The organism is Brevibacillus panacihumi W25 (assembly GCF_000503775.1).
In the GTDB taxonomy this organism is placed as follows: Bacteria; Bacillota; Bacilli; order Brevibacillales; family Brevibacillaceae; genus Brevibacillus; species Brevibacillus panacihumi_A.
Genome location: NZ_KI629782.1, coordinates 1164440 through 1187156 on the forward strand (window position 1 = coordinate 1164440; position 22717 = coordinate 1187156).

The window sequence follows — 22717 nt, forward strand, 5'->3', positions numbered from 1 at the left end:
CCCCATCGTGAAAGAAAAATGCCAAATCAAAAAAACGGGCTGTTCCTTCCTTTTGAGAAGGAACAGCCCGCTTATCCATTCGGTCTGTATTTCGTATTTCTTTACTTCATATCGTTGATTTCGGCACGGATTTTCTCGATGAACGCATCTACAGACATGGCACCTTCATCGCCAACGCCGCGACGGCGTACAGACAGCGTGCCATCCGCCATTTCTTTTTCCCCGATGACCAAGCTGTAAGGGATTTTTTGCACTTGTGCTTCACGGATTTTGTAGCCGATTTTTTCATTGCGCGAATCCAGTTCGACACGGATACCGGCTTGCGCCATTTTTACCTTCACTTCTTCTGCGTATGGCACATGCACGTCGTTGATGGTCATGACGCGTGCTTGTACCGGAGTCAGCCAAGTCGGGAATGCTCCAGCGTAGTGTTCGATCAGGATGCCGATAAAGCGCTCCATGGAACCGTACATCGCACGGTGCAATACGACTGGACGATGCTTTTCATTGTCCTGGCCCACATAAGTCAGGTCAAATTTCTCAGGGAACTGGAAGTCCAGCTGGATGGTTCCGCATTGGTGGCGGCGTTTCAGCGCATCGGTGATCTGGAAGTCGATCTTCGGACCGTAGAACGCGCCGTCGCCTTCTTTGATCTCGTATGGCAGTCCCGAGTCAATCAATACGTTACGCAGAGAGTTTTCCGCGATTTCCCACAGTTCATCGGATCCCATCGAATCTTCTGGACGAGTGGACAAGGCTACGCTGTATTCGAAACCAAACACTTTGTAGATGCTATCGATCAAGTTGATCATGTTTTTGATTTCGCTCTCGATCTGGTCAGGACGGACAAAGACGTGCGCATCGTCCTGGCAGAATGTCCTTACCCGCAGCATGCCGTTCAGCGCACCAGAGTACTCGTGGCGGTGCACCTGTCCGAACTCAGAGTAGCGGATTGGCAGATCGCGGTAGGAGTGCATCGCGTTTTTGTAAATGAGCATATGTCCAGGACAGTTCATCGGCTTCAACGCATAAGTAGCATTATCTACCTCGGAGAAGTACATGTTCTCATGATAGTGATCCCAGTGGCCGGACTGATGCCAGAGGCGTTCATTCATGAGGAACGGCGTACGGACTTCGGTGTATTGCGCGAGTTGCTGCAGACGGCGGGAGAATTGCTCCAGCTCGTTGCGCACGGTAAAGCCGTGCGGCAGATAGAACGGCATGCCGGGAGCTTCCTCGGAGAACATGAACAGCTCCAGCTCTTTGCCCAATTTGCGGTGATCGCGTTTTTTCGCTTCCTCGATGAAGTGCAGGTATTCATCCAGCTCGGCTTTTTTCGGCCAGGCTGTACCGTATACACGCTGCAGTACTTGATTTTCCGAATTGCCGCGCCAGTAGGCACCCGCTACGTTCATCAGCTTGAAGGCTTTGATGTAGCCAGTCGATGGCAGATGCGGACCGCGGCAAAGGTCAAAGAATTCGCCTTGCTCGTACAGGGTGATGGTCGCATCCTCCGGCAGGTCGCGGATCAGCTCAAGCTTCAGATGGTCGTTCAGTTCTTGGAAGATCTTTGTCGCTTCTTCGCGGCTTACAACTTTGCGGCGAATCGGCAAATCTTCCTTTACAATTTTCTCCATCTCTGCTTCGATCTTGCTCAGATCCTCTGGGGAAAGGGATACGGGAATATCCATATCATAATAGAAGCCGTCTTCAATCACCGGCCCGATCCCGAATTTGACCTCCTTGCCGTACAGGCGTTTTACCGCTTGTGCGAGCAAGTGCGCGGTGCTATGGCGATACACTTCCAGCCCGTCTGCCGAATCGAGAGTGACGATTTCGATCGCAGCATCTTCGTCGAGCGCTGTATAGAGGTCAACGACTTTGCCGTCTTTTTTGCCGGCTACAGCTTTCTTTTTCAGACTTGCACTAATGGAGCCTGCGATTTCCTCGATGGTAATGCCCGCGTCGTATTGACGGACTGCACCATCTGGAAAAGTAACATTAATCTGTGCCACGTTGGATTCTTCCTTCCTGATTGCCATTTTTTGGAGAAAATAAAAAAACACCCATCCCAAAAAGGGACGAGTGTAGTCTCGCGGTACCACCCTACTTCGAGTTGGCGCGCATATGCGGCAGCCAAACTCCTTCGTTGCAATAACGGCTTTTCACCGGCATGCCGTTAGTAAAAGCCTTCGCTTCGTTCCCGGCAGCTACTTGAAGGGGGTAGATCACTATGCGTCTGCAGCGGGCTTCCAGCCGATGTCCCGCCTCTCTGTCGCGTCCTGCATATTGTCCATGTCCTTCTCATCGTATTTCCAACATGTGAACTTATAAAAGCTATTATAGTTTAGTCGGATTGTGCGCGTCAAGTACGCGTTTTCCCCGACAAAGCTGACAGGAATGACAGGTGATCAGGCGGCTGTCGAAAATGCTTTGGATTGTCTTGGCGAGACCTGGCTTATCCCCTGCCTGGTGCAAGACGATGCTTTGCGGGGCAAGTGTAACCAAGGCGCTTACCAGATAGTCTTCGTCGCGGCACTGCTGTTCTTCCAAATTGAGGACGGCATCCAGTTGCTCCAGCCACAGACGATCCCCTTTTTTATCATAAAGATGGAAGGGTTTGTCCACACTAGGAACGATGTGAACCACTTCCTGCTTGCTATCCTGAGCGGCGATAAAATAGCGCAGAAGCTCTACAAATTCCTCATACTGCTTTTCCTCGAGATAATCATCGATTCCCGCCTCGACGAGTTCAAACAGTTCATTCCAATGCTCTTGCAGGCGGAATCGTATAAAGCCCGTTAAATGAATGGATCTCTCGGTCTCCAGGTATTGGAAGGCCTTTTGATACACCTTGGCTTTTCTCGTCGTTGCTGTGAACCATCCTTCGTTCACCTGATCGTTTTCCTGACACCGCAAGAGGATGGTCGGCAGCATCTCTTCCCATTCTTCCTCAAGCTGTTCTACCTGCAGCAGGTCTGCAGCCATCTCCTCGATGATTTCCGGTTCTTTTACTTGCATGACCCATTCTGCGATCGTCAAGGCTACGAAGGCTCTGGCCCAGTCGATGGTTTGGGCGTCGTACTCCTGTTCGCACCAGCTCTGGAAGAGAAATAAGTGTAGGCCTTCCTGCTCCTGATCCTTGTATTCAATCCGTACTGGAGCTGTATTGACCCGATCCGTCATCTCGTTCACGATATCCCGATACGTGTAACAAAGCGTGGGGATATTCTCCAGCCAGACGCGGAATGTCTGCATGATCATCCCTCCCAACCGCAATTGTAGTTACAGTATATGTCCCGTCAGAAGCGATATACTTTTAAACGGTTGGAAACAACGGAAAGGTTGCAAGTACCTCCCTCACCAAAAGCCCCCATTTGCGCATACACTACTCGAAATCCCATCTGCAAGGCGTTTTTGCCGCAAAAAGTTTCCCTCAGTAAAAACTTTGTTGCAAAGGAAAGAATCTTCGTTTACACTACATTCATAATAAAATCGAGAAGTATTTTTTTCGCAAAAGTTTGCCCTCATACAACAGTTTGTCTTTGACGAAAGAAAAGGAGCGTGAACGTCATGTCAACTTCCAGCATTCCTTTATCTGACGCTGTAACAGGGAGTCAGATCTGTTTGGATCGCATCGAAGTTCAGGGTGTATTGCGCAGACGATTGCTCGACCTGGGATTCGTCCCTGGCAATGTAGTAGAGGTTGTACAAAAAAGTCCCTTGGGCGATCCGATCGCCTTTCGGGTCAACCATACCATGATCGCATTGCGCAAGGAGGAAAGCTCCCTTATCTTCGGGGAGTATGTCGGAGGCGATTCGTTGTGAGAACATACACCATCGCACTCGCCGGGAATCCGAATACTGGAAAAAGCACCTTGTTCAACACCTTGACCGGACTGCGCCAGCATACCGGAAACTGGGCGGGCAAAACCGTTCTGATGGCGGAAGGTGAATTTACGTACGGAAAATCTGCTTTTCGCATGATTGATTTGCCAGGTACGTATTCCTTGTATTCCAACTCCGCTGACGAGGAAGTCGCGAGAGATTACATTATCTTTGAGCAACCGGATGTCACGATTGTCGTCCTGGACGCTACTTCGCTGGAAAGAAACCTGAATCTCGCCTTGCAGGTTCTGGAAATGACCTCGCGTGTGGTGGTTTGCGTCAATCTGATCGACGAAGCAAAAAAACGGGGGGTGCAGATTGACTTGCAGATCATCTCGCAGAGGCTGGGTGTCCCCTGTGTCGCCATCTCTGCCCGAAACAAAATCGGGATCGATACCCTGATGGAACAAGTCGAAAAGGTCGCCAGCGGAGAAATCTCTCCGGAGCCTGTACAAATCCCCTATTCAAAAGAGATTGAAGAAAAAGTGAAGGAATTGCAGCCAATCATCGCGCAAACGCTGGGTACGCGTTTTCCGACCAGATGGATCGCTCTGCGGCTCCTCGACGGAGACGAAAGCCTGTTGAAATCGCTGCGGGAGCGGATGCAGGAACCTACTGTGCCTGTACAAAGGGAGAGGATCGGACATGAGCAAACCATTTGCCACTAATTCGTCGGATCCGTTGGATGCGCTGCTGGCTGTGACGCGAAATGCTGCAGAAGGAAATGCTGTACGCGACACGATCGTCAGTGATATCTACCGAGTGAGCCGCTCCATTTGCAAAGAGGCGGTCACCTATGAAGACCAGCGAAAATTGGCATCTGCCTACAAGCTGGACAAATGGGTCACGTCGAGAATCTGGGGCTTCCCGATCATGCTGGCGATCCTGGGAGCTGTCTTTTGGATTACGATCGCCGGAGCCAATGTGCCGTCTGCCTGGATCGCCAGCATGTTTGGCGTCGTCGAGGGCTATCTCACAGCGGGCTTTCAAGCAGTGAACGCGCCAGATTGGCTGCACGGAATTCTCGTACTCGGTTTTTTTCGCGGCACGTCATGGGTTATCAGCGTCATGCTCCCGCCGATGGCTATTTTCTTCCCGGTGTTCGCTTTACTGGAAAACTTCGGGTATCTGCCTCGCGTCGCATTCAATATGGATCGTTTGTTTAAAAAATCAGGAGGGCACGGCAAGCAGGCATTGACGATGTCCATGGGCTTTGGCTGCAACGCTGCTGCCATCCTCTCTACCCGGATCATCGAGTCGCCACGGGAGCGGATGCTGGCGATTCTGACCAACAACTTCGTTCCCTGCAATGGACGCTGGCCTACCCTGATCCTGCTCTCCTCGCTGTTCATGGCGACTGGCGCAGTAGGCGGCTGGCAGACGCTGACTACGGCTCTCGTCGTGATGGGGATGGTATTGATCGGCATCGTCGTGACTCTGGCTGTCTCCTGGGCCTTGTCCAAAACCGCCTTGCGCGGAGTGCCGACGCATTACACCCTGGAGCTGCCGCCTTATCGAAGACCGCAATTTTGGAAAACAATCCTGATCGCGTCCAAGGACAAATCCTGGAGCGTATTGAAAAGAGCCGTAATCGTTGCAGCGCCTGCCGGGGTGCTCACATGGATTTTGGGCAACATAACGGTCGGCAATGACAGCATCCTTGGTCATATGGCTGCCTTTTTTGACCCGTTCGCGCAATGGATCGGACTTGACGGGTACATCCTGATGGCTTTTGTTCTCGGTCTTCCTGCCAATGAAATCGTCCTCCCGATCCTGCTGATGGGCTATATGTCCTCCGGAGCGATGGTGGACGCCGATGGGATCGACAACATCAAGGAGATCTTTCTCCAGCATGGATGGACCTGGCTGACTGCACTGAACATGATGCTGTTCTCCCTGCTTCATTATCCATGCGGCACTACCTTGTTCAACATTTACAAGGAAACCAAAAGCGTGAAATGGACAGTACTGTCCGCAGTCATTCCGCTGGCGATAGCGATCGCGGTGACGTTCGTTACGGCTCAAGTGATTCGCGCGCTTGGCTGGGTATAGAGGAAATCAAAAAGCCTTTGCATGGAACCGGTCCGTACCGGTATCTGCAAAGGCTTTTTGCTATCGTTCTTTTTGCCTGTATCAGTTCTGCATGACAAAATCCTTCTCTGCCATCTCGCCATCCTTGAAGACGCGCAAAATGTCGTACTGCGTATTGCGTTGAGCCGGAATTTTGCCCGCTCCGCGAATCAGTTCGAGGATTTGGTTGGTGTTGACTTTGTAAGTACATGCTGCAGCGGAGACGACGTTTTCCTCCATCATGGTTTGTCCGAAGTCATTGGCCCCATAAGAAAGGGACAATTGTCCGTACTCGGGTCCCATGGTCACCCAGGAAGCTTGGAGGTTCTCCACATTGTCCAGCATCAAACGGCTGATCGCCAAGGTTTTCAAATATTCCTCCGGCGTATTGTTGACCGCTTTCATATTGGTGTTGTCCGGCTGGAAGGTCCAGACGATAAACGCCTTGAAGCCGCCAGTCTCATCCTGGGCTTCACGAATGCGCATGAGAGACAGCACGCGCTCCTCCATCTCTTCCCCGAAGCCGATGACCATCGTCGCTGTACCAGGCAGGCCAGCGCGGTGTGCGGCTTTTTGGGTTTCGATCCAGTCTTTCCAGGAGCCCTTCAAGCGGGAAATCTTGCGGCGCGTACGGTCGTCCAAAATCTCTCCGCCCGCACCCGGCAACGAATCAAGACCCGCTGCTTTCAATTCGCGAAGAACATCCTCTACACTCATATTGGAGACTTCTGCGATTTTCATGACCTCAGCAGTAGACAACGAGTGCATCGTAATCTGCGGAAAACGCTGCTTGATCGATCGCAGCAGATCAGTGTAGTAGTCCAGCTTGAGATCTGGATTGGTACCGCCTTGCATCAGGATCTCCGTTCCTCCAACATCTACCGTCTCCTGAATTTTTTGGAAAATGGTTTCTTTTGGAAGGACGTAGCCCTCTGCCGAACCAGGCGGACGGTAAAAAGCGCAAAAGCGGCAATAGGTGTCGCAAACGTTGGTATAGTTGACGTTGCGGCTGATGACGAATGTCGCGATCGGATCTGGATGCCATTTTTGCATGATCAGATTGGCATAGTGCCCCATCTTTTCAATCTGATCGCTCTCGAATAATGCCAATCCATCTTCGAGACCCAGGCGTTCCCCAGCTAGGGCTCGTTCTAATATGTTGTCGATCACCAGGATCACTCCTCGAGTTCATACATTCATTTCCACCCCACATGATACCATATCTCCAGGACCCCGGCTATAGTCCAGGGTTTGACAAAGGTTCGTGCGCTACGCAAAACAACCCTGCCTATAGGGCAAGGTTGATGTGGTGATGCATGTTTGGCGTTTATTCAAAACCGATCTGTTCGTACACTTCCGGCTCCCAGTAGATAACGGACTGTGCAAGCGGGAGATTCGTCTCTCGTGCTCCATTTGGTTGACCGTTAAAATAAATGATCTCCGTTACCGAGATCCGATCCCCACGAACATCGATTTCCCCTGACAATTGCAGACTGGTACCATCTGGGGCATAGTAGGTAACTTTCCCCGATCCTAGTGTTTTCATGGCTCCTCCCAATGACGTTTGTCTTTCCTTCTATAGTAGTGGATATTCTTTCCTAACGTCAATGGGATCGATGGGACTTAATGACCGATATTCATGTCTGAGGAAGGCGTTTTTTTACGGCCGCGCGCTGTCTTCTCCTCAATATGCTGGGACATAACTCCTGTAGGTTCTGCACCTGCTGTCTGTAACTCATCCGTGATCATCGACGTATTGTCTATTGGCTGATGCAAATGTTGGTCACGGTAGGTCGGAGATGAGAAAATCTGGCTTGCATTTACCGGTGCAGGCTCCCCCATCGGCTGGGAGGCAACATGGGGCTCTGCCATACCACGTGCCAGTTGTGCAGATATGCCTCCACCCATTGCGGGATTGGCAGGCTGAACGTTGTTTGGCATAGATTGGGGCATTGCCTTTTGGAACGGCTGGTAGGGGCGCAATAGTTGCGAGCTCGTCGCATGCGGGAACACAGCCAGTGGATAATAGCCTTTTCGCTCCATATATTGCCACACTTCATAGGCCTGATGAGCACAGTTGACGGCTCCCTGGAGAAGCATTTCCCGGATCTGAGGGTGGGTAGCCTCAAGGGAAGCGTGGAGCTTTCCTTTGGCTCCCGTTTTGTGAATCCCCAATAAAGCAGAGGCCACATCAGCATCATTCACCTCAGCGGGGTGGAGATTGGGCTGCTGCTGCATCGGATAAGCCGCTGGATTGGGCATGCCGGAAAAGGGGGCTTGCATCTGACGCTTCGGCCTGTACGGCAGACTTTCCCCTGCTCCTACTCCTTGAACCGTATGTACCATGCTGTTGTACTCATTCTGCATAAAGGTCATTTGGTGGTGAACAAGCTGCGCCAATTCGTGGTCGACCACATACGGGGCGTACAATTGGATGGTATTCAACGCATCTACGGCACAGTTTAAGACCTCGTGAAGCTCCATGACTTCATGGGCTCCATGCGGATGGGAATGCATCATCTAGATCTCCTCCTTCTTCTCACTGCTCGGATCATCCCTAGCCAAGGATGTACTGTCAGACAAAATCTCTAACAGTATGTCCGAAACCAAAACATCCTAGTAGTATCCAGCCTTAAGGTGAAATCCATAAGCGGACTATGATATGATCATAGGAGAAGAAAATGTTCGGTCTTTGTTTTGGGACAGAATCATATAAGAATATTACAGTAGAACCCCTAAGGAGACGCTCATGCTGGAACAACTGACACAATTTTTTATGGATTATGGAATTTGGGGATTGTTTGTCGTCTCGTTCTTGGATTCCTTCATCCTTCCGATCCCGCCTTTTTTTGTACAAATCGGTTTGAGTTTTATAGATCCGCAGGCATCTCTGCGAATTGCGCTGATCGCTTTTGCCGGATCCGTCCTTGGGGCACCGATCGGTTACATACTGGGCAAGTGGCTGGGCAAACCGATCCTTCAAAAGCTCGTCCCGGAAAAATGGGTCGTTCTTGCCACGGAGCAATTCGCCAAAAACGGGGATGCTGCCGTACTCATCGGTTCTTTCACGCCAATTCCTTTCAAGGTGTTTACCCTGTTGAGCGGCGTGTTCAACTACTCACTGGTCAAGCTGTTGCTGTTCGCGATTTTGGGTCGCGGGTTGAAGTTCTTTCTGATTGGAATCTTGTTCTATCTCTACGGAAAACATGCAAAAGTTCTGCTTGACGACTATCTGGAGGTCAGCCTGCTGGGTGTAGCTGTAGTCGTCGCCATTCTCTGGTTCTGGTGGGACAGACGCAGAAAAAAACGTTCTTAAAGCCTTTTGGCTGAAGGACGTTTTTTCATTTTCACCGAACATGCGGCGGTATAGGCAAATGCTCCCAGGGAAAATTTCTTTGGTACACTCACCCATCAAGCGGCAGGCCATATAGTGGTATTGTGAGTTTTTGCGAGGGGGGTGAAGCATTGGCTGTCATAAAGGTGAATTCGGGAGATGTGGATTTATTGGCGCGGTTGATCCGCGCGGAAGCTGAGGCCGAGGGCGAGCTAGGCATGCTGATGGTAGGTAATGTCGGGGTTAATCGGATTCTTTCCAATTGCCTGGACTTTAAAAATATCCGCTCCATGCGGGACATGGTGTTCCAATCCCCTGGAGGTTATGAAGCCGTGCAAAAATCGTACTTCTACCAGCGCGCTCGAGATAGGGAAAGACGACTGGCTAGACGTACGATCAACGGGGAACGGACGCATCCCGCATCAAACGCGCTCTGGTTTTTCCGCCCGGCCGGCAATTGTCCTCCTACCTGGTATAATCAATCGAATTCTGGCCGTTATAAAGCTCACTGCTTCTTCATACCGTCGCGACAAGATTGTCCCCGTGTTTTCTAGAGAACAGATTGTTAAAGGAGCGAGTTCATCATGAGTCAACAAATGCCTTTCAATCCTTATACCCAATACGGATACGACATGTATCCTTCCGCCCAGTATCCATACGGCTTCCAACAACAACAACCGCAAGCTCAACAGCCTCAAATGGTTCCCATGCAGCCCGGCGGTTCGATGATCCCTGGTATCCCCTTTATGCCCGGGCAACAACCAGTCGTCGAGGAGTCCTATATCGAAAACATCCTGCGACTGAATCGCGGAAAAGTGATCACTGTGTATCAAACCTTTGAAAACAACACCCAATGGAATGCAAAAATTTTCCGTGGCGTACTGGAGACTGCCGGCCGCGACCATATCATTCTAAGTGATCCTCAAACCGGCAAACGCTACTTGCTGCTCATGGTCAACACCGACTACATCACTTCGGATGAAGAATTGAACTACATCCCTCCTCAAATCCCTGGTATACCCCGTTAAAAATAATAAAAGCCGGAGCCACTCTTGCCTGCTTGTGTGTACGCAGCAAAGGAGTGGCTCCTGTATGTTTTTCAACCGTTTATTTACGCTTTTCCTGATTGTAACCCCGCTCATGATAGGGCTTCATCTTGTCGAGCCACTTCTCCTCCAGCTTTTCCAAGGCGTCGCTCTCGTTTTCTTCTTCCAATACTTCCAGCACTTCAAATTCAAAGGCTTCCGGGCCCCATTCTTCCAGATCCTTTTGCAGCACGGGATTGGGGAAGGTGCCCTGCTGGAGCATGAATTTTTTTCCGTTCATCGTCTTCAGATTGGGGCTGCTCAGGATCAGGACTTTTCCGTTTTTCACGTTTTTGATCTGATACACCCCTGCCTGCGGCTTGGTTTCTTTATACTGCATTTTTAAGACTTGTCTTCTGTCCATCTCACCGTCCCCTTCTTCCTGCTCCCTTGTCTGATGAAGCCAGTAGCTGCTGCCATCCGCTTCCCGATCCAGAAGGCCAAAATCGACGAGATACCTTCGCACCGTCACATAATCCTCATAGACGGCTTGCAGAATTTCATTCACCTCTGGTTCGGTATACAGTCGTTCCGGATCAAAGCGCTTTGCAATTTCCTCGAGAACGAGCTTCTTCTCTTTTTGCTTGCGCGGGAGCCTGGTCAGCGGGCCGTTGCTTTGATCCGGCAAATATTTGGCGAGGATAGCCTTACGTTCTTCCAGCACGGCAGTAGACTTTCTACTCCCTTCGCGTCCGGACAGAGAAGGCCGTGCATCAGCCTGCTGATCCCGTTCCTTCAACAGCTCCATCATGACCAGAAAGACCTTCGCTTGCCGCTCCTTTTCTTTCAATACAAAGCGGTGATTGCGAATGGTGGATGTACTCCCAATACCTGTCTGCTTCTGCACCTCACTATCGCTCAATCCCTGATAAAACAGCCGCAGCAGCGTGATTTGATGCTCCGAAAGACCCGTCAGCTTTTTGTCCAAATGGCTCAAGTGCATGAATACAGAGCCATGCTCTTGCTCGATATGATGGCGCATGTATCGCCGTGCGTCGTAGAAAAGGCCTTCTACCGGATACATGACGCCTTGCTCTGCTTCTTGGCCACAGAGCAAGCAAAGGATGCGATCCTGGCGTTCTACAAAGCCCTGTTTCTGTTCTGCGGAAGTGGCCGACCAAAAATCATCTAGAACACTCACTAATAAACACATCCTGCCTGAGTTTGTTTTTATGTAGATAATATAACATTTCATCTAGATATATTCAACAACAAGAAAGCGGATTGTTTTCATGCTGGCTCGTGGGGTCCAATCATCAAAAAAACTCCGCGCCATTGGCGCAGAGCTACTCTTCTACTTTCGGTTCATCCTGTGATTGGGCCAATTCCATTAAAAACTGGCGGCGATCTCCCTTCCAGAAACGGCCACTACTTGGCAATCGTTTATTGCGGTAACGAATGGCCAGACGGTTTACCAGTCGATTAATTTCCAAATGTTGTGATTCTTCCATCGTAAAGCGGACTGCATATTCATAATAGTCGTTTTCCCAGGGCACGCTGCGGACTACATGACCATACATGGTAAGAGGCTGTGAACAAAGCTCCGTCTCGAATTGAAGGACAAGTTGATCACTGGCGGGCATTTTCAGATGAGAAAGAAAGCGCAATCCACCCGCACCTATATCTTCAATCAGGACTGTGGTGCTGCCGATTTCCATCGTCTTGCCTTTGACAAGCACAATTGTCATCTCTGCACAGAGCGGATGCTCCAGTCGCAGTCGAAAATATTCCCGCTGATGTTCTGCTATCACGCCATTCATACTCTCACCTCTTTTCAACAGAAACGAGCTTGTTCGCCCTGGTCCAACTTTGCCTATTTCTTCTTGGGGTGATGCATATCCTCTTTTTTTACCTTGTAATTTTCCCAGAGATAGCGCAAATCGTGCTGGTAGGAGTCATGCTTCTGCAAGCGGAAGAGGAGTTCGACCACAAACCAGACCACAAGCAAGAAACCAAAAAAGACAACCAAGGTCAAATAGATCATATCAGCCTTCCCCCTTTTTACCATCGTATGGGGGAAGGCGTCTAAAGATACGGGAAAGCGATTACATTGTGTCAATTTTGTGAAATTCCGCTTAGAACGGAGTTGTGCATACCGGTTTCTGGGGGACATGGAAGAGACGCTCCAGCCACGGCAGTGCGGATTCGTTATCCAGCTCGACCAGCCCGTAGGTGTGCAGCTTGCCAATATTGACGACTCCCATCAGTAAGGAAGAAAACTCGGAAATGTCCATCCTCAGTTCAACATCCGCCTCTCCTGTTTCTATCACTTCCGGGAGTCCTTCCGTAAAGTGAATCAACCAGGAACCCTCGTTTTCAGGTAGAAAGGAGTCGCGAATCGTCAATCGAACGACGCCATTCTCCTTGTTGAAGCTGCGCCGCGAGAGTTGCTTGAAAAAGAGCGGCACATCGATGATTCTGTGCATCAGACCGACTCCGGACACATTGCTTTCATGGTAGACGCTCGGCAATATATTGGCCGTGCCGTTGCCAGGATCCTGGAGCAGCAGATGAAAATCCTCGTCGTGTACAGTCAGGATGATGCGCTGCACCTGATCGGCCTGGCTGTGCAGGAAGGAGAGAAGCTGCCCCAATGCTTGCCGATTCTCATAGTAGAATTCCTTGACGATCATATGGTTGAACATGCGGTTTTTCTCATGCCCATTCTGGAACTGGAAGGCGAGGTAGCCGCTGATCCTTCCTTCTTCCCTGCATCCTACCACGATCAGCTCGGGCTGCTCCAGGAACGCTTGCAGCCCGCGCTCCCTCCGGATCATCATTCCGTGTGTCTTGCGCACGACTCTTTGGTAGCAGGCCAGGATCTCCTCTTTGTCCTCCATGCCCAGGTACACCACCTTGTCCTTGGCTGTGTACGGCAGACTGGATGGAAGAACCTGGTATTGATTGATTTTGGTGCCCATCCCAAACCCCATCTTTTTGTAAAAGTCGACGCGGAATGGATAGAGCGAGACCAGACTGACGCCGCGGTCGCGATAGGATTTGAGGAAATGAAGAATCATTTGCTTGGCGATCTTCTCTTTCTTGTGCAAAAGGTCAACGGCAACCAGGCCGATCCCGCCCGTCAACAGCTTGGTTCCGTGGACATTCATGTAAAAATCATCCCAGCGCATGATGCCTGCCAGCTTACCATCCCGATACCAACCGTGGAAGCTGGCATACGGGTCGTTTTGCAAGGTATCCTTGACACGTTCCGTGAACCGCGTTCTCCCCTCGGGAGCCAACAGATTGCTCCCCGGATAAGCCATTGCAGCGATTCGTACCATTTCCTCGACTTCTTCTGCCGTTACTGGACGAATTTCTTCATACATCCTTGACACACCTGCCCCCTGGAATCGTAGTATCTACAAAAAAATGGTAACGAATGCCAGGGGGGTTCGGCAAGCAGAATTCTTTATTTTTTGGCAAGAACTTGCTGTTTGTCCATCTTGTTCAAGAAGATCGCCAGAAAAAGACTGCATACGGCGAGAAGCAGGGTGCCGGTAAAGACAACATGGACCCCGGAAGCCAACACTTCCCGCACCTCGCTCAGCTGCTCTGCAGAAATCGTCCCGGATTCAAAGGAGGAGCCCAGATTGCTGTGTCCGCTCCCGATCGTCACCAGGTTGAACACCATCCCGAAAACGGCAGCGCCAAACGTCTGGCTGAAGGTACCGGTGAAGGTGTTGAGCGCGACAGCTGTCCCGCGCTGTTCTACCGCGACAGATGCCTGGATTTTGACCATGACGATCGGTGTAATCAAGCCCATGCCCAAGCCAATCAATCCTACGCCTACGTAGATCAGGAAGTCTGGAGAGCTCTCTGACAGCCAGGACAGAAGGGAAGCAGCCACTGTAAGAACGGCTGTGCCTGTGATGATCAATTGCTCTGCGCGAAGACGTCCAAGCAATTGTCCCGAGAGGACAGCTCCCAATGTCCAGCATACGGACATCGGCGTCAAGACGAAGCCAGCCACAGTCGCACTCTCGCCCAGAACGCCCTGGGTCCAGATCGGCAGGTAGACGACCAGACTGATGACGATGCCGTTGACCACCAAGCTCAACAGATTAATCATGGAGATATTCCGATTGGTAAATAGGGTCAGTGGAATCATCGGTTCAGGTGACTTCTTTTCGACGTAGAAAAAGAACAGGAACGAGATCAGACTGAAACCGATCAAGGAAAGAATCGTAGGATTCAGCCAGCTTTGATCCTGACTTCCCGTAAGCAAGGCGTACAGCAGGGCAATCGTTCCGACGGAGAAGATCAGCGCTCCAGCGTAATCGATATGGCGCTTGGTTTTATTCATCTTCTGTTCCTTGTAGTACAAGATAAGCATCAAAAAGGATATCAGTCCAAAAGGCAGATTCAGAAAAAAGATATAGCGCCAGGAGACGGTATCGACGAGAAAACCGCCGACTAAAGGACCAGCCACACCGGAAAAGCCCCATACGGCACTGATCCAGCCCTGGGATTTGGCCCTGGCAGACAGGTCGGCGTACAGATCGCCGATGATCGTCATCGTAATCGGCATGACCGCCCCTGCTCCAAGCCCCTGAATCGCCCGGAAAATAATCAATTGCTCCATCGACATCGCAATTCCACACAAAGCGGAGCCTGCCAGAAAAATACCGATCCCTATCAAAAAGATTTTTTTACGCCCGAACAAATCCGCCAGCTTTCCGTAGATCGGAGCGGAAACGGCCGTCGCCAGCATGTAAATCGCATACACCCAGCTCACTTGCTCGAAGCCGGATAATTCACTTGTAATTCGCGGAACGGCTGTGCTTACAATCGTTCCTTCCATCGCGGCAAGAAATGTGGCAAGCATCAGCGCGATCATGATTTTTACTCTCATACGTAACTCCTCTCTCTGTACAAACCACCCCGCAGCCCCGTCCTATGCTCGACCCCCGCGTCGTTGCAACGCGGTGAATACCTGGTGGTAATAGTGGGGCTCATGCGCCACAAAATCCGATAGCCCAACCTCCATTGAACAATCCCGAGCTGTACCATCCTCCTGCAACAGGAAGCCGCTCGCTTCTATATTTGTGGTTTTCCCCGCAAAAAGGTCCACAATCTCGTCCAACTTTACCCAGAGAAGGCCAACAACCTCTTCCTCCTGTACCTCGTAGTCGGATAAGGGCTGGTCGCATTCGTAGAGAAAGACATGGCACATCTCCTTGTCCACGATCTGCGGTCCCGTCATCACATCCCGGATGACACCGAGAGGAGACAATGATTCATAGGCGACATGAAGCCCCAGCTCTTCTGCAAGTTCGCGAACGCCATCCTCCGGTCTCTCTCCTGCCAGTAGGTGTCCTGCCGAAGTAATGTCCAGAAGGTTGGGGCAAGTGTCTTTCTCTGGATGCCGTTTTTGAAAAAGCAGGTGGATTTGCTCCCCCGCCCTGCGATACAGCCAGCAGTGAAACGTTTGGTGCCAGTCCCCTACCCGATGCACTTCGCTTCTGGGCTTGACGCCGATGTGCCGGCCTTGCTCATCATAAATATCCAGTTTTTCCCCAAGCATCTGTTTCTCCTCCACACCTCTCTGTTCTTCGTCTTACTACGTTAACAGCCCAATCGCGAAAAATCTATAAAAATGAATGAAAAAGGCACAGTTCCCTCGTGCCAGCAAGGGAACCCGTGCCTTTATTGGATAGAGATGTCTACTCGGTTACCTTCACCGACCAGCCAAATTCGTCTTCGACCACACCGTACTGGATTCCTGTCATGGTGTCGTACAGCTTTTGCGTCAACTCTCCAGTCTTCGCGCCGTTGATCACCATTTTGTTACCATTCCAGCTCATTTCGCCGATCGGTGAAATGACGGCGGCGGTTCCGGTGCCGAATGCTTCTTCCAGTTCACCGTTCTGGTATGCCTGGAACAATTCTTCCACGGAAATGCGCTTCTCGACGACATTCACGCCCCAAGCCTTCAACAATTGGATGGTGGAGTCACGCGTGATCCCCTCGAGAATGCTTCCATTCAGCATCGGTGTCCATGCTTCTCCGTTTACTTTGAAAAAGACGTTCATACTGCCTACTTCTTCAATGTATTTAGTCTCAATCGCATCCAGCCAGAGCACTTGCTCGTACCCTTTTTCATGGGCTTCTGTCTGCGCTTTCAGGCTGCCTGCGTAGTTGCCGGCAGTTTTGGCATTGCCCGTTCCGCCACGGACAGCTCGGACATAGCTGTTTTCCACGTGAATTTTGACTGGCTTCATTCCGGATGCGTAGTAAGCTCCTACTGGCGACAACAGAATGATCAGCTTGTAAGTATGGGAAGCTCTAACACCCAGGCAAGCCTCCGTCGCAATGACGAAGGGACGGATGTACAAAGATGTTCCTTCTGCTGTAGGGATCCACTCTTTCTCCACACTGACCAGCTTCTTCAATGCTTCCACCATAAACGCTTCATCCACCGTCGGCATGTCCAACCGGGTCAAGGAACGATTGAGGCGTTTGAAGTTTTGATCTGGTCTGAACAGTCGTACTTCTCCTTCTTGGTTGCGATATGCTTTCAATCCTTCAAATACGGCTTGGCCATAGTGGAATACCATCGCAGCCGGATCAATCGTCAGCGGGGAATACGGTTCAATTCTTGGATCGTGCCAGCCTTTCCCTTCGGTGTAATCCATGACAAACATATGGTCGGTAAAATGCACCCCGAACGCAAGCTTGTCATGAGCCGGCTTCTCTTTTTTCTGGTCTGTCAAATCAATGGTTAACTGACACTCCATTCTCTACATCTCCCTCACTATTGTGATCCTATGTGTACTAGTACTAACATAGCAACTATTTTGACAGATTGCTAGTCTATTAGGACTGCCAACCACTGCCTGATTTTTTCCGGGCCTGTGAACATGGCGTGAAATGCTTTGGTCCGCTTACCCAGACACCCTGCTCGTTGGTTTTTCTGTCTTCCCTCCATTATACTAGAAGGGAAGCCTGCAAACAGCTTCAAGAAAGGAGAATTTCACGCATGTCGATCTCACCTATAAAGCTCTCCCAGCGCGAAGCTATGCTGCTCGAAGCAGCACGAGCCCACGGTTTTGTCGATGAGGAGATCATTCACAAGCTGAGAGGGGGAAACCCTGAACCATTTCTGGAAATCGAAGAAGGAAAATACGATTTTTCGCCGCTTTTTGCCTTGTATGAAGAAAATCGTGAACGTTTGGAAGAAGCCATTCGCGAAGGATATGCGATCAAATATACAACTTTTAATGGGATTAAATTTATTTTAAATAAACGCTATAACCTGGAGCCGCCTCGTGATTATGAGACCGAAGAGACAGCATTTATCGGTATTCGGCTGGCAGAAAAGGATGTGGCCTGGCTGCGTTCTACGCTTTCCGGCAACTGGCGGATCGTGGAGATGGAACGTCTGTCGAAGTCGGGTGAGTCAGTCATTCGTATCGAGTGGAACGGGTAGGGTGTGAGTTTTTGGTCCGTGAAGAAAGGAGCGTTCACCCATGCTCAAGATCGGGGATTTTGCCAAACGGAGCGGCGTTTCCGTAAAAACCTTGCGCTATTACGATGAACTGGGGCTCTTGAAACCCGCTCGTGTAGACGAGAGGAGCGGTTATCGCTATTATTCGGCCGATCAGCTTTTGACCATCAAAAGAATTGCCTATTTTAAGGAAGAAGGTTTCACTCTTGAACAAATCAGAACTTTCCTGAATGAGGACACCTCATCCCCGGGAGTGAAGACGGCCCTCTTCTCCAAACACTCGGAATTGAAAAATGCCATCCATGAAGCACAACGTCAGCTCGATGAAATTAACGAGCGAATCAATCAATTGAGCGATATCAAATCATTGGATGAAGTCTCTCAGATTACGATTCGCAGTGAATCATCCGTTTTGGTCGCATCCTTGCGCGACCAGATTCCGATGTCCAGCCTGTGCTTGCTGCTAGATGAAATCAAACAGCATGTTCGCAAGCATGGCGAAAATGAAAACCGCCCGCTCACTGTACTTTGGCATCGGAGAAACCCGGAAGATGGCCTTGTAGATGTAGAGGTAGCCATTCCGGTGTCTAGCTCCATCCCGGAAACCGGTAAGGTAAGGGTCGTTTGGCTGCCGGCAATACAGAGTGCGGCAAGCCTGGTTCATGCGTGCGATCCTTACGCTTTATTCTGTCCGAAGATCTCGCACGTGCAGGCATGGATGGTCTCAAATAGATACTTGCAGTCTCCGCTGGAAGCAATCCGCGAGATTATCATGACCCCCGACAAAAATATGTATGGCCGACTGCAAATGGCAGAACTGCTCATCCCCATACAAGCTGAGTCAACGAATCTCCCCTGACATTTCCATCATCAGGGGATTTTTTTGTGAACAGTCTTGACTCTCCCCTGGACTGGAGGGTATAGGATGAACTCAGAAAATCGTCAAAGGAGTGTATGGAGATGACAAGATTGGAAGGAAAGATTGCGTTGGTAACGGGAGGAAGCCGCGGAATCGGAAGAGGCATTGCCCTGCGTCTGGCAAAAGAAGGTGCATTGGTGGCCGTTCACTATGGCAAAAATCGAGAAGCAGCTCTGGATGTTGTGGAAACCATTACCCAAGCAGGAGGTCAAGCCTTCCCCATCGGAGCGAATCTGGACACCACTTCGGGAGTTGAGCAATTGATTGCGTCCCTCGAAAGCGAGCTTTTCAATCGGACAGGACAAAGACAGTTCGATATTTTAGTAAATAATGCAGGAATCGGGACTTCCAGCGATTTGGAGAAGACCACCGAGGAAGAGTTCGATAGGGTGTTTGCTGTAAACGTAAAAGCCCCTTTTTTCCTCGTCCAAAAATCATTGCCTCTATTGCGAGACGGAGGACGCATCATCAACCTTTCCTCCGGCGTCACGCGAATCGCCTATCCCCATATCATGGCATACAACATGACAAAAGGCGCAATCAACACATTCACGCTTCATCTGGCTAAGCTTCTTGGACCGCGCGGTATCACCGTCAATGCTGTATTGCCTGGCATCGTCGATACGGATATAAACGCTTCGTGGCTGCACACCGAGGAGGGACAGCAGCATGCCAGCGAGATGTCTGCTCTCGGGAGAGTCGGGACTCCTGCCGACATTGCGGACGCAGTCGCCTTTCTCGCGTCAGAGGATGGCCGCTGGGGTACCGCACAACTGCTTGACGCCACTGGCGGCTCACATCTGTAAGACAATGAAAATGCCCGATCCAATCTGGATGGGGCCTTTGCTGTACTCTGCTTTCTATGCGATGTCAATTGGTTGATGAAAAGCTCAGGGCATGAATCGTATTGCCTTTTTTTCCCGTAGTGGTCACCGCTTGGGAGAGAGAGTTGTAGATCGCCTCTTCAGTCGCTTCGGCACTTGCCGCAAACAATTCGTTCATCAGCGGGTGATCCTCGCGAAGCTGCGTGCGCGTCTCCGTCCATTCTGTCGCCTGGTGCGGGATCTTGTGTGCAGTCGAAAAGGCGATCACAATATCTCCGCTCCCGTGGCCGAAGTGGCTCCCTGTCCGCCCCAGACCAATCCCCGTCCGTTTGGCGAGACGCAGCAATTGCCGGTCGCTTACAGGGGCATCTGTCGCCAGAACGATGATGATAGAGCCGTCAGCAGGCTCCTGAAGGGCAGGGCTCCCTGACTTCAACAGCTCGATACGCAGATCTTCCTTTCGTCCGAAGTTGCTTAACACCAGAACCCCTACTGTATAGCTGCACGCATCATCAACCCTCACGATCCGGGAGGAGGAGCCGATCCCTCCTTTGTAGCCAAACGCGACCATGCCCTTGCCCGCACCGACAGCGCCTTCTTCGACAGGTCCCTCAGAAGCGCGGCGGATTGCCTCGATGGCATCCTGCGGAGTAACGGCGCAGTGGCGGATAGAGTTCAGATGGCTGTCATTGCACTCTCCCACCACAATGTTGATTGTCCCGGTCGTATCTCCTATCTCTTCATGTCCGTCCAGCATGTATTGCAGGGTCCCCTGCGTGACTGCCGGAACAGAGAACGTATTCGTCAGCATGATCGGCGATTCCAACATCCCCAGCTCGTTCACCTGCACGAGTCCGGTCGTTTTGCCGAAGCCATTCAGGACATAGCTGGCTGCGGTCACTTTTTCGCGGAACAGGCTGCCGCCATGCGGAAGGATTGCCGTTACACCCGTGCAAGCATATTCCCCTTCCCCCGCGTCGAGAGGATGATCCAGTGTCACATGCCCCACACGCACACCCGCAACATCCGTGATGTCATTTTTCGCCCCCGTCGGCAATTTGCCCACGATCAAGCCGTGTGTACGAATCTTCTGTCTGTTCTCCTTCACCATAAAAGCTGCTTCCTTTCCTTTCCACCTTGGGATCGTTGTACCTTTATATCGGGCGGTTGCGCAAGAAATTCTCACTTGCGAAGCCGCGTACCTGGTCTTCGGAGTAATGCTTCAACAGCTCGTTGATCAGATTCTGCGAATCCCCGGCATGCTCCAATCCGACGATCTTGGTATTGATCCCGTCGAAGTCAGAGCCGAGTCCGATGTGTTTCTCGCCGCCCAGGGCGCAGAAATGGTCGATATGCTTGATCAAATCAGGGATCGTGACTTCATCTTCCTCTTTCTTGATAAACATCGTCACATAGGTGATATGCAGCATGCCGCCTTTGGCGAAGAGCGCTTGCGCCTGCTCATCACGCAGATTTCGCTGGTGATCGCATAAGGCTCTGGCATTGGAATGGCTCGCTACAGGGTATTTTGCCAGCTCGATCACATCCCAGAAGCTGCCCTCGCACAAATGGGAGACGTCTGTCAGGATCTTGTGCTCATTATGAAATTTCACAATCTCCTTGCCAAACAGCGTCAGTCCGCCGTTTCTTGTCTCATCCGCGCCATCGGCCGCCAGATTGGCATGGTTCCAGGTCAGGCCGACAGAGCGCACGCCTAATTGATGGAGAAGTCGCAGCTTGCCAAGATCATTGCCGATCGGCTCTACTCCCTCCAGCGTCAGAAAGGCTCCGATTTCTCCATCCTGCAAACGGTCAAAATCGCTCCATTCCTTGATCTGCTTCATCTCTGGATTTTTCGCCAGGACTTCGGCGTAAAAATAATCAATCTGATCCAAAGCACACTGGAAGCGTTGCTCTGACTTCATTTTTTCCGGGGTGTAGATCGCGTACGCCTGTACCTTCACGCCCCCCTGCTGCAAACGCTGCTTGTTCGTATCCAGCTCTTCCCCATTTTCATAGGACAACTTTCCGTCCGCGTACCACAGTTTTAACAGGGCGTCACAATGAAGGTCGATAATATCCATAGATTCGCCATCCTCTTGATCAGAATTTTTAGATACATTGCTACTTATTAAGTTGTAAGGTAATGTATTTTTATAAAGAAAGCAAATAAAAGATTACCATATCCATCATTAAAAATTCACATAATGGAGCGCACAGCCTATGAACATGGAGCAAATCGAAGCGTTTATTTTCGTCTCGTTGACAGGAAGCTTCAGTAAGACTGCGGAGCTCTTGTATCTCTCCCAGCCAACCGTAAGCATGCGGATCAAAGCGCTGGAAAGCTCCCTGGACTGCAAGCTGTTTCAACGGTCTGGCCATATGATCTGCCTGACCAAGGAGGGCGAGATCTTCCTGCCCTACGCCAAAAGCATCCTCCATTCTCTCCAGGAGGGGCAACAGGCAATCCAACGCTCATACGGGGACATCGAAGGCGAGTTGACGATTGCGACAGTATTTGTCGCGGCATTCTACATCCTGCCAGATCTCGTGGAGCAGTTTCAACAGCAATATCCCAAGGTCAAGCTGACGATCTTGACCGGACACTCGCATCAGGTATTGGACATGGTGCTCAATCACGAGGTCTCGTTTGGCATTGCCAGGGCGGTAACTCACCCGCAGATCAACCAGATTCAGTTGATGTCGGATCAAATGGTGCTGGCTATCTACCCGGAACATGACTTCTCCTCTCGTCAGCAAGTGACGATTGAAGACGTGGCTCGCGAGAGATTGATCCTGTTCAACCGGGGCTCGCTGGACTGGAAGCTGATCGACAGCGCCTTTACGCACTACCAGCTAAAAAACCGGGTCGTCATGGAAGTGGACAATATCGAGGTCGTGAAGCGCATGGTCAAGCAAAAACTCGGAATTGCCTTCGTCCCCCGCTTTTCCATCCAAAAGGATTTGGCAAGCGGTGAGCTGCACGAGGTGGAGGTGCTGAACCTGCCGCAAATCAACCGCAATTTTGAGCTGATCTATTTGAAGGATACGCCGTTTCATGGGATTATGAGGACGTTCATTGATTTTTTGATGCAGAGCAAATTGTTGCAGTAGCTGGGTGGATTGAGTATCGCGGCTGTAGCGGGG

General features: G+C 50.8%; 24 protein-coding genes. 10 read left to right on the forward strand and 14 right to left on the reverse strand.

What is annotated here, in order from left to right:
- Positions 1–101: 101 nt before the first annotated feature.
- Together thrS and ytxC are read right to left on the reverse strand one after the other, a co-directional pair.
- Positions 102–2015, reverse strand: coding sequence for a threonine--tRNA ligase (gene thrS, locus T458_RS34970; RefSeq protein ID WP_031305449.1), 1914 nt, complete (start codon positions 2013–2015; stop codon positions 102–104).
- 325 nt (positions 2016–2340) lie between these two features.
- Positions 2341–3258 carry a putative sporulation protein YtxC gene (ytxC, locus tag T458_RS34975; protein ID WP_023555681.1) on the reverse strand — a complete coding sequence of 306 codons (918 nt, stop codon included), beginning with the start codon at positions 3256–3258 and terminating at the stop codon, positions 2341–2343.
- A 315-nt stretch (positions 3259–3573) separates the two neighbouring features.
- Between ytxC and T458_RS34980 the strand changes: the two genes are divergently transcribed.
- From T458_RS34980 to T458_RS34990, 3 genes are read left to right on the forward strand one after another with little or no spacing between them, the layout of a single operon-like run.
- Positions 3574–3828 (forward strand): FeoA family protein, encoded by a 255-nt coding sequence (locus T458_RS34980; protein WP_023555682.1) that lies wholly within the window; start codon positions 3574–3576, stop codon positions 3826–3828.
- Positions 3825–4556, forward strand: coding sequence for a FeoB small GTPase domain-containing protein (locus T458_RS34985; protein WP_023555683.1), 732 nt, complete (start codon positions 3825–3827; stop codon positions 4554–4556). Before T458_RS34980 ends, T458_RS34985 begins: the two co-directional genes overlap by 4 nt.
- The gene (locus T458_RS34990) at positions 4534–5940 is read left to right on the forward strand and encodes a nucleoside recognition domain-containing protein (RefSeq protein WP_023555684.1); all 1407 of its coding nucleotides are present in this window, start codon (positions 4534–4536) and stop codon (positions 5938–5940) included. Before T458_RS34985 ends, T458_RS34990 begins: the two co-directional genes overlap by 23 nt.
- Positions 5941–6021: 81 nt before the next feature.
- Here the strand turns inward: T458_RS34990 and mqnC are convergent, their stop codons facing one another.
- The 3 genes from mqnC to T458_RS55965 all read right to left on the reverse strand — a co-directional run bounded on the left by mqnC (position 6022) and on the right by T458_RS55965 (position 8478).
- Positions 6022–7128 carry a cyclic dehypoxanthinyl futalosine synthase gene (gene mqnC / locus T458_RS34995; RefSeq protein ID WP_023555685.1) on the reverse strand — a complete coding sequence of 369 codons (1107 nt, stop codon included), beginning with the start codon at positions 7126–7128 and terminating at the stop codon, positions 6022–6024.
- A gap of 157 nt (positions 7129–7285) precedes the next feature.
- Entirely contained in the window at positions 7286–7504 is a 219-nt protein-coding gene (locus T458_RS35000; RefSeq protein ID WP_023555686.1) for a hypothetical protein, read from the reverse strand.
- Positions 7505–7581: 77 nt separating this feature from the next.
- Complete coding sequence (locus T458_RS55965) at positions 7582–8478, reverse strand: spore coat protein (protein WP_023555687.1); 897 nt, start codon at positions 8476–8478, stop codon at positions 7582–7584.
- 229 nt (positions 8479–8707) lie between these two features.
- Here T458_RS55965 and T458_RS35005 point away from each other — a divergent pair, with 229 nt between their 5' ends.
- From T458_RS35005 to gerQ, 3 genes are all read left to right on the forward strand, one after another.
- On the forward strand, positions 8708–9274 hold the full coding sequence (locus tag T458_RS35005; protein ID WP_023555688.1) for a YqaA family protein: 567 nt from the start codon (positions 8708–8710) through the stop codon (positions 9272–9274).
- Between the two features lie 149 nt (positions 9275–9423).
- A complete protein-coding gene (locus T458_RS35010; protein ID WP_023555689.1) occupies positions 9424–9846 on the forward strand; it encodes a cell wall hydrolase in 423 nt (140 codons plus the stop codon).
- Between the two features lie 30 nt (positions 9847–9876).
- Positions 9877–10320, forward strand: a complete 444-nt coding sequence (gerQ, locus tag T458_RS35015; protein WP_023555690.1) for a spore coat protein GerQ — start codon at positions 9877–9879, stop codon at positions 10318–10320.
- A 79-nt stretch (positions 10321–10399) separates the two neighbouring features.
- On the opposite strand, the gene T458_RS35020 is transcribed toward gerQ, so the two are convergent.
- The 7 genes from T458_RS35020 to T458_RS35045 form a co-directional block, all read right to left on the reverse strand.
- Positions 10400–11518, reverse strand: a complete 1119-nt coding sequence (locus T458_RS35020; RefSeq protein ID WP_023555691.1) for a DUF2087 domain-containing protein — start codon at positions 11516–11518, stop codon at positions 10400–10402.
- Between the two features lie 145 nt (positions 11519–11663).
- Positions 11664–12137, reverse strand: coding sequence for a PilZ domain-containing protein (locus T458_RS35025; RefSeq protein ID WP_023555692.1), 474 nt, complete (start codon positions 12135–12137; stop codon positions 11664–11666).
- Between the two features lie 53 nt (positions 12138–12190).
- The gene (locus T458_RS57135; RefSeq protein WP_023555693.1) at positions 12191–12361 is read right to left on the reverse strand and encodes a hypothetical protein; all 171 of its coding nucleotides are present in this window, start codon (positions 12359–12361) and stop codon (positions 12191–12193) included.
- A 91-nt stretch (positions 12362–12452) separates the two neighbouring features.
- Positions 12453–13706, reverse strand: coding sequence for a GNAT family N-acetyltransferase (locus T458_RS35030; protein ID WP_023555694.1), 1254 nt, complete (start codon positions 13704–13706; stop codon positions 12453–12455).
- Positions 13707–13789: 83 nt separating this feature from the next.
- On the reverse strand, positions 13790–15232 hold the full coding sequence (locus tag T458_RS35035) for an MDR family MFS transporter (protein WP_023555695.1): 1443 nt from the start codon (positions 15230–15232) through the stop codon (positions 13790–13792).
- A 42-nt stretch (positions 15233–15274) separates the two neighbouring features.
- The gene (locus T458_RS35040; RefSeq protein WP_023555696.1) at positions 15275–15904 is read right to left on the reverse strand and encodes an NUDIX hydrolase; all 630 of its coding nucleotides are present in this window, start codon (positions 15902–15904) and stop codon (positions 15275–15277) included.
- Between the two features lie 139 nt (positions 15905–16043).
- Positions 16044–17117 carry a branched-chain amino acid aminotransferase gene (locus T458_RS35045; RefSeq protein WP_023555697.1) on the reverse strand — a complete coding sequence of 358 codons (1074 nt, stop codon included), beginning with the start codon at positions 17115–17117 and terminating at the stop codon, positions 16044–16046.
- Between the two features lie 242 nt (positions 17118–17359).
- Between T458_RS35045 and T458_RS35050 the strand changes: the two genes are divergently transcribed.
- From T458_RS35050 to T458_RS35060, 3 genes are all read left to right on the forward strand, one after another.
- Positions 17360–17809, forward strand: coding sequence for a hypothetical protein (locus T458_RS35050; RefSeq protein ID WP_023555698.1), 450 nt, complete (start codon positions 17360–17362; stop codon positions 17807–17809).
- A 40-nt stretch (positions 17810–17849) separates the two neighbouring features.
- Positions 17850–18686, forward strand: coding sequence for a MerR family transcriptional regulator (locus tag T458_RS35055; protein WP_023555699.1), 837 nt, complete (start codon positions 17850–17852; stop codon positions 18684–18686).
- A 101-nt stretch (positions 18687–18787) separates the two neighbouring features.
- Entirely contained in the window at positions 18788–19552 is a 765-nt protein-coding gene (locus T458_RS35060) for an SDR family oxidoreductase (RefSeq protein ID WP_023555700.1), read from the forward strand.
- A gap of 64 nt (positions 19553–19616) precedes the next feature.
- Here the strand turns inward: T458_RS35060 and T458_RS35065 are convergent, their stop codons facing one another.
- Positions 19617–20681 (reverse strand): DmpA family aminopeptidase, encoded by a 1065-nt coding sequence (locus tag T458_RS35065; RefSeq protein ID WP_023555701.1) that lies wholly within the window; start codon positions 20679–20681, stop codon positions 19617–19619.
- Between the two features lie 43 nt (positions 20682–20724).
- Complete coding sequence (locus T458_RS35070; protein WP_023555702.1) at positions 20725–21654, reverse strand: dipeptidase; 930 nt, start codon at positions 21652–21654, stop codon at positions 20725–20727.
- A gap of 139 nt (positions 21655–21793) precedes the next feature.
- On the opposite strand from T458_RS35070, the gene T458_RS35075 reads away from it, so the two are divergent.
- The gene (locus T458_RS35075; protein WP_023555703.1) at positions 21794–22684 is read left to right on the forward strand and encodes a LysR family transcriptional regulator; all 891 of its coding nucleotides are present in this window, start codon (positions 21794–21796) and stop codon (positions 22682–22684) included.
- Positions 22685–22717: the final 33 nt, after the last annotated feature.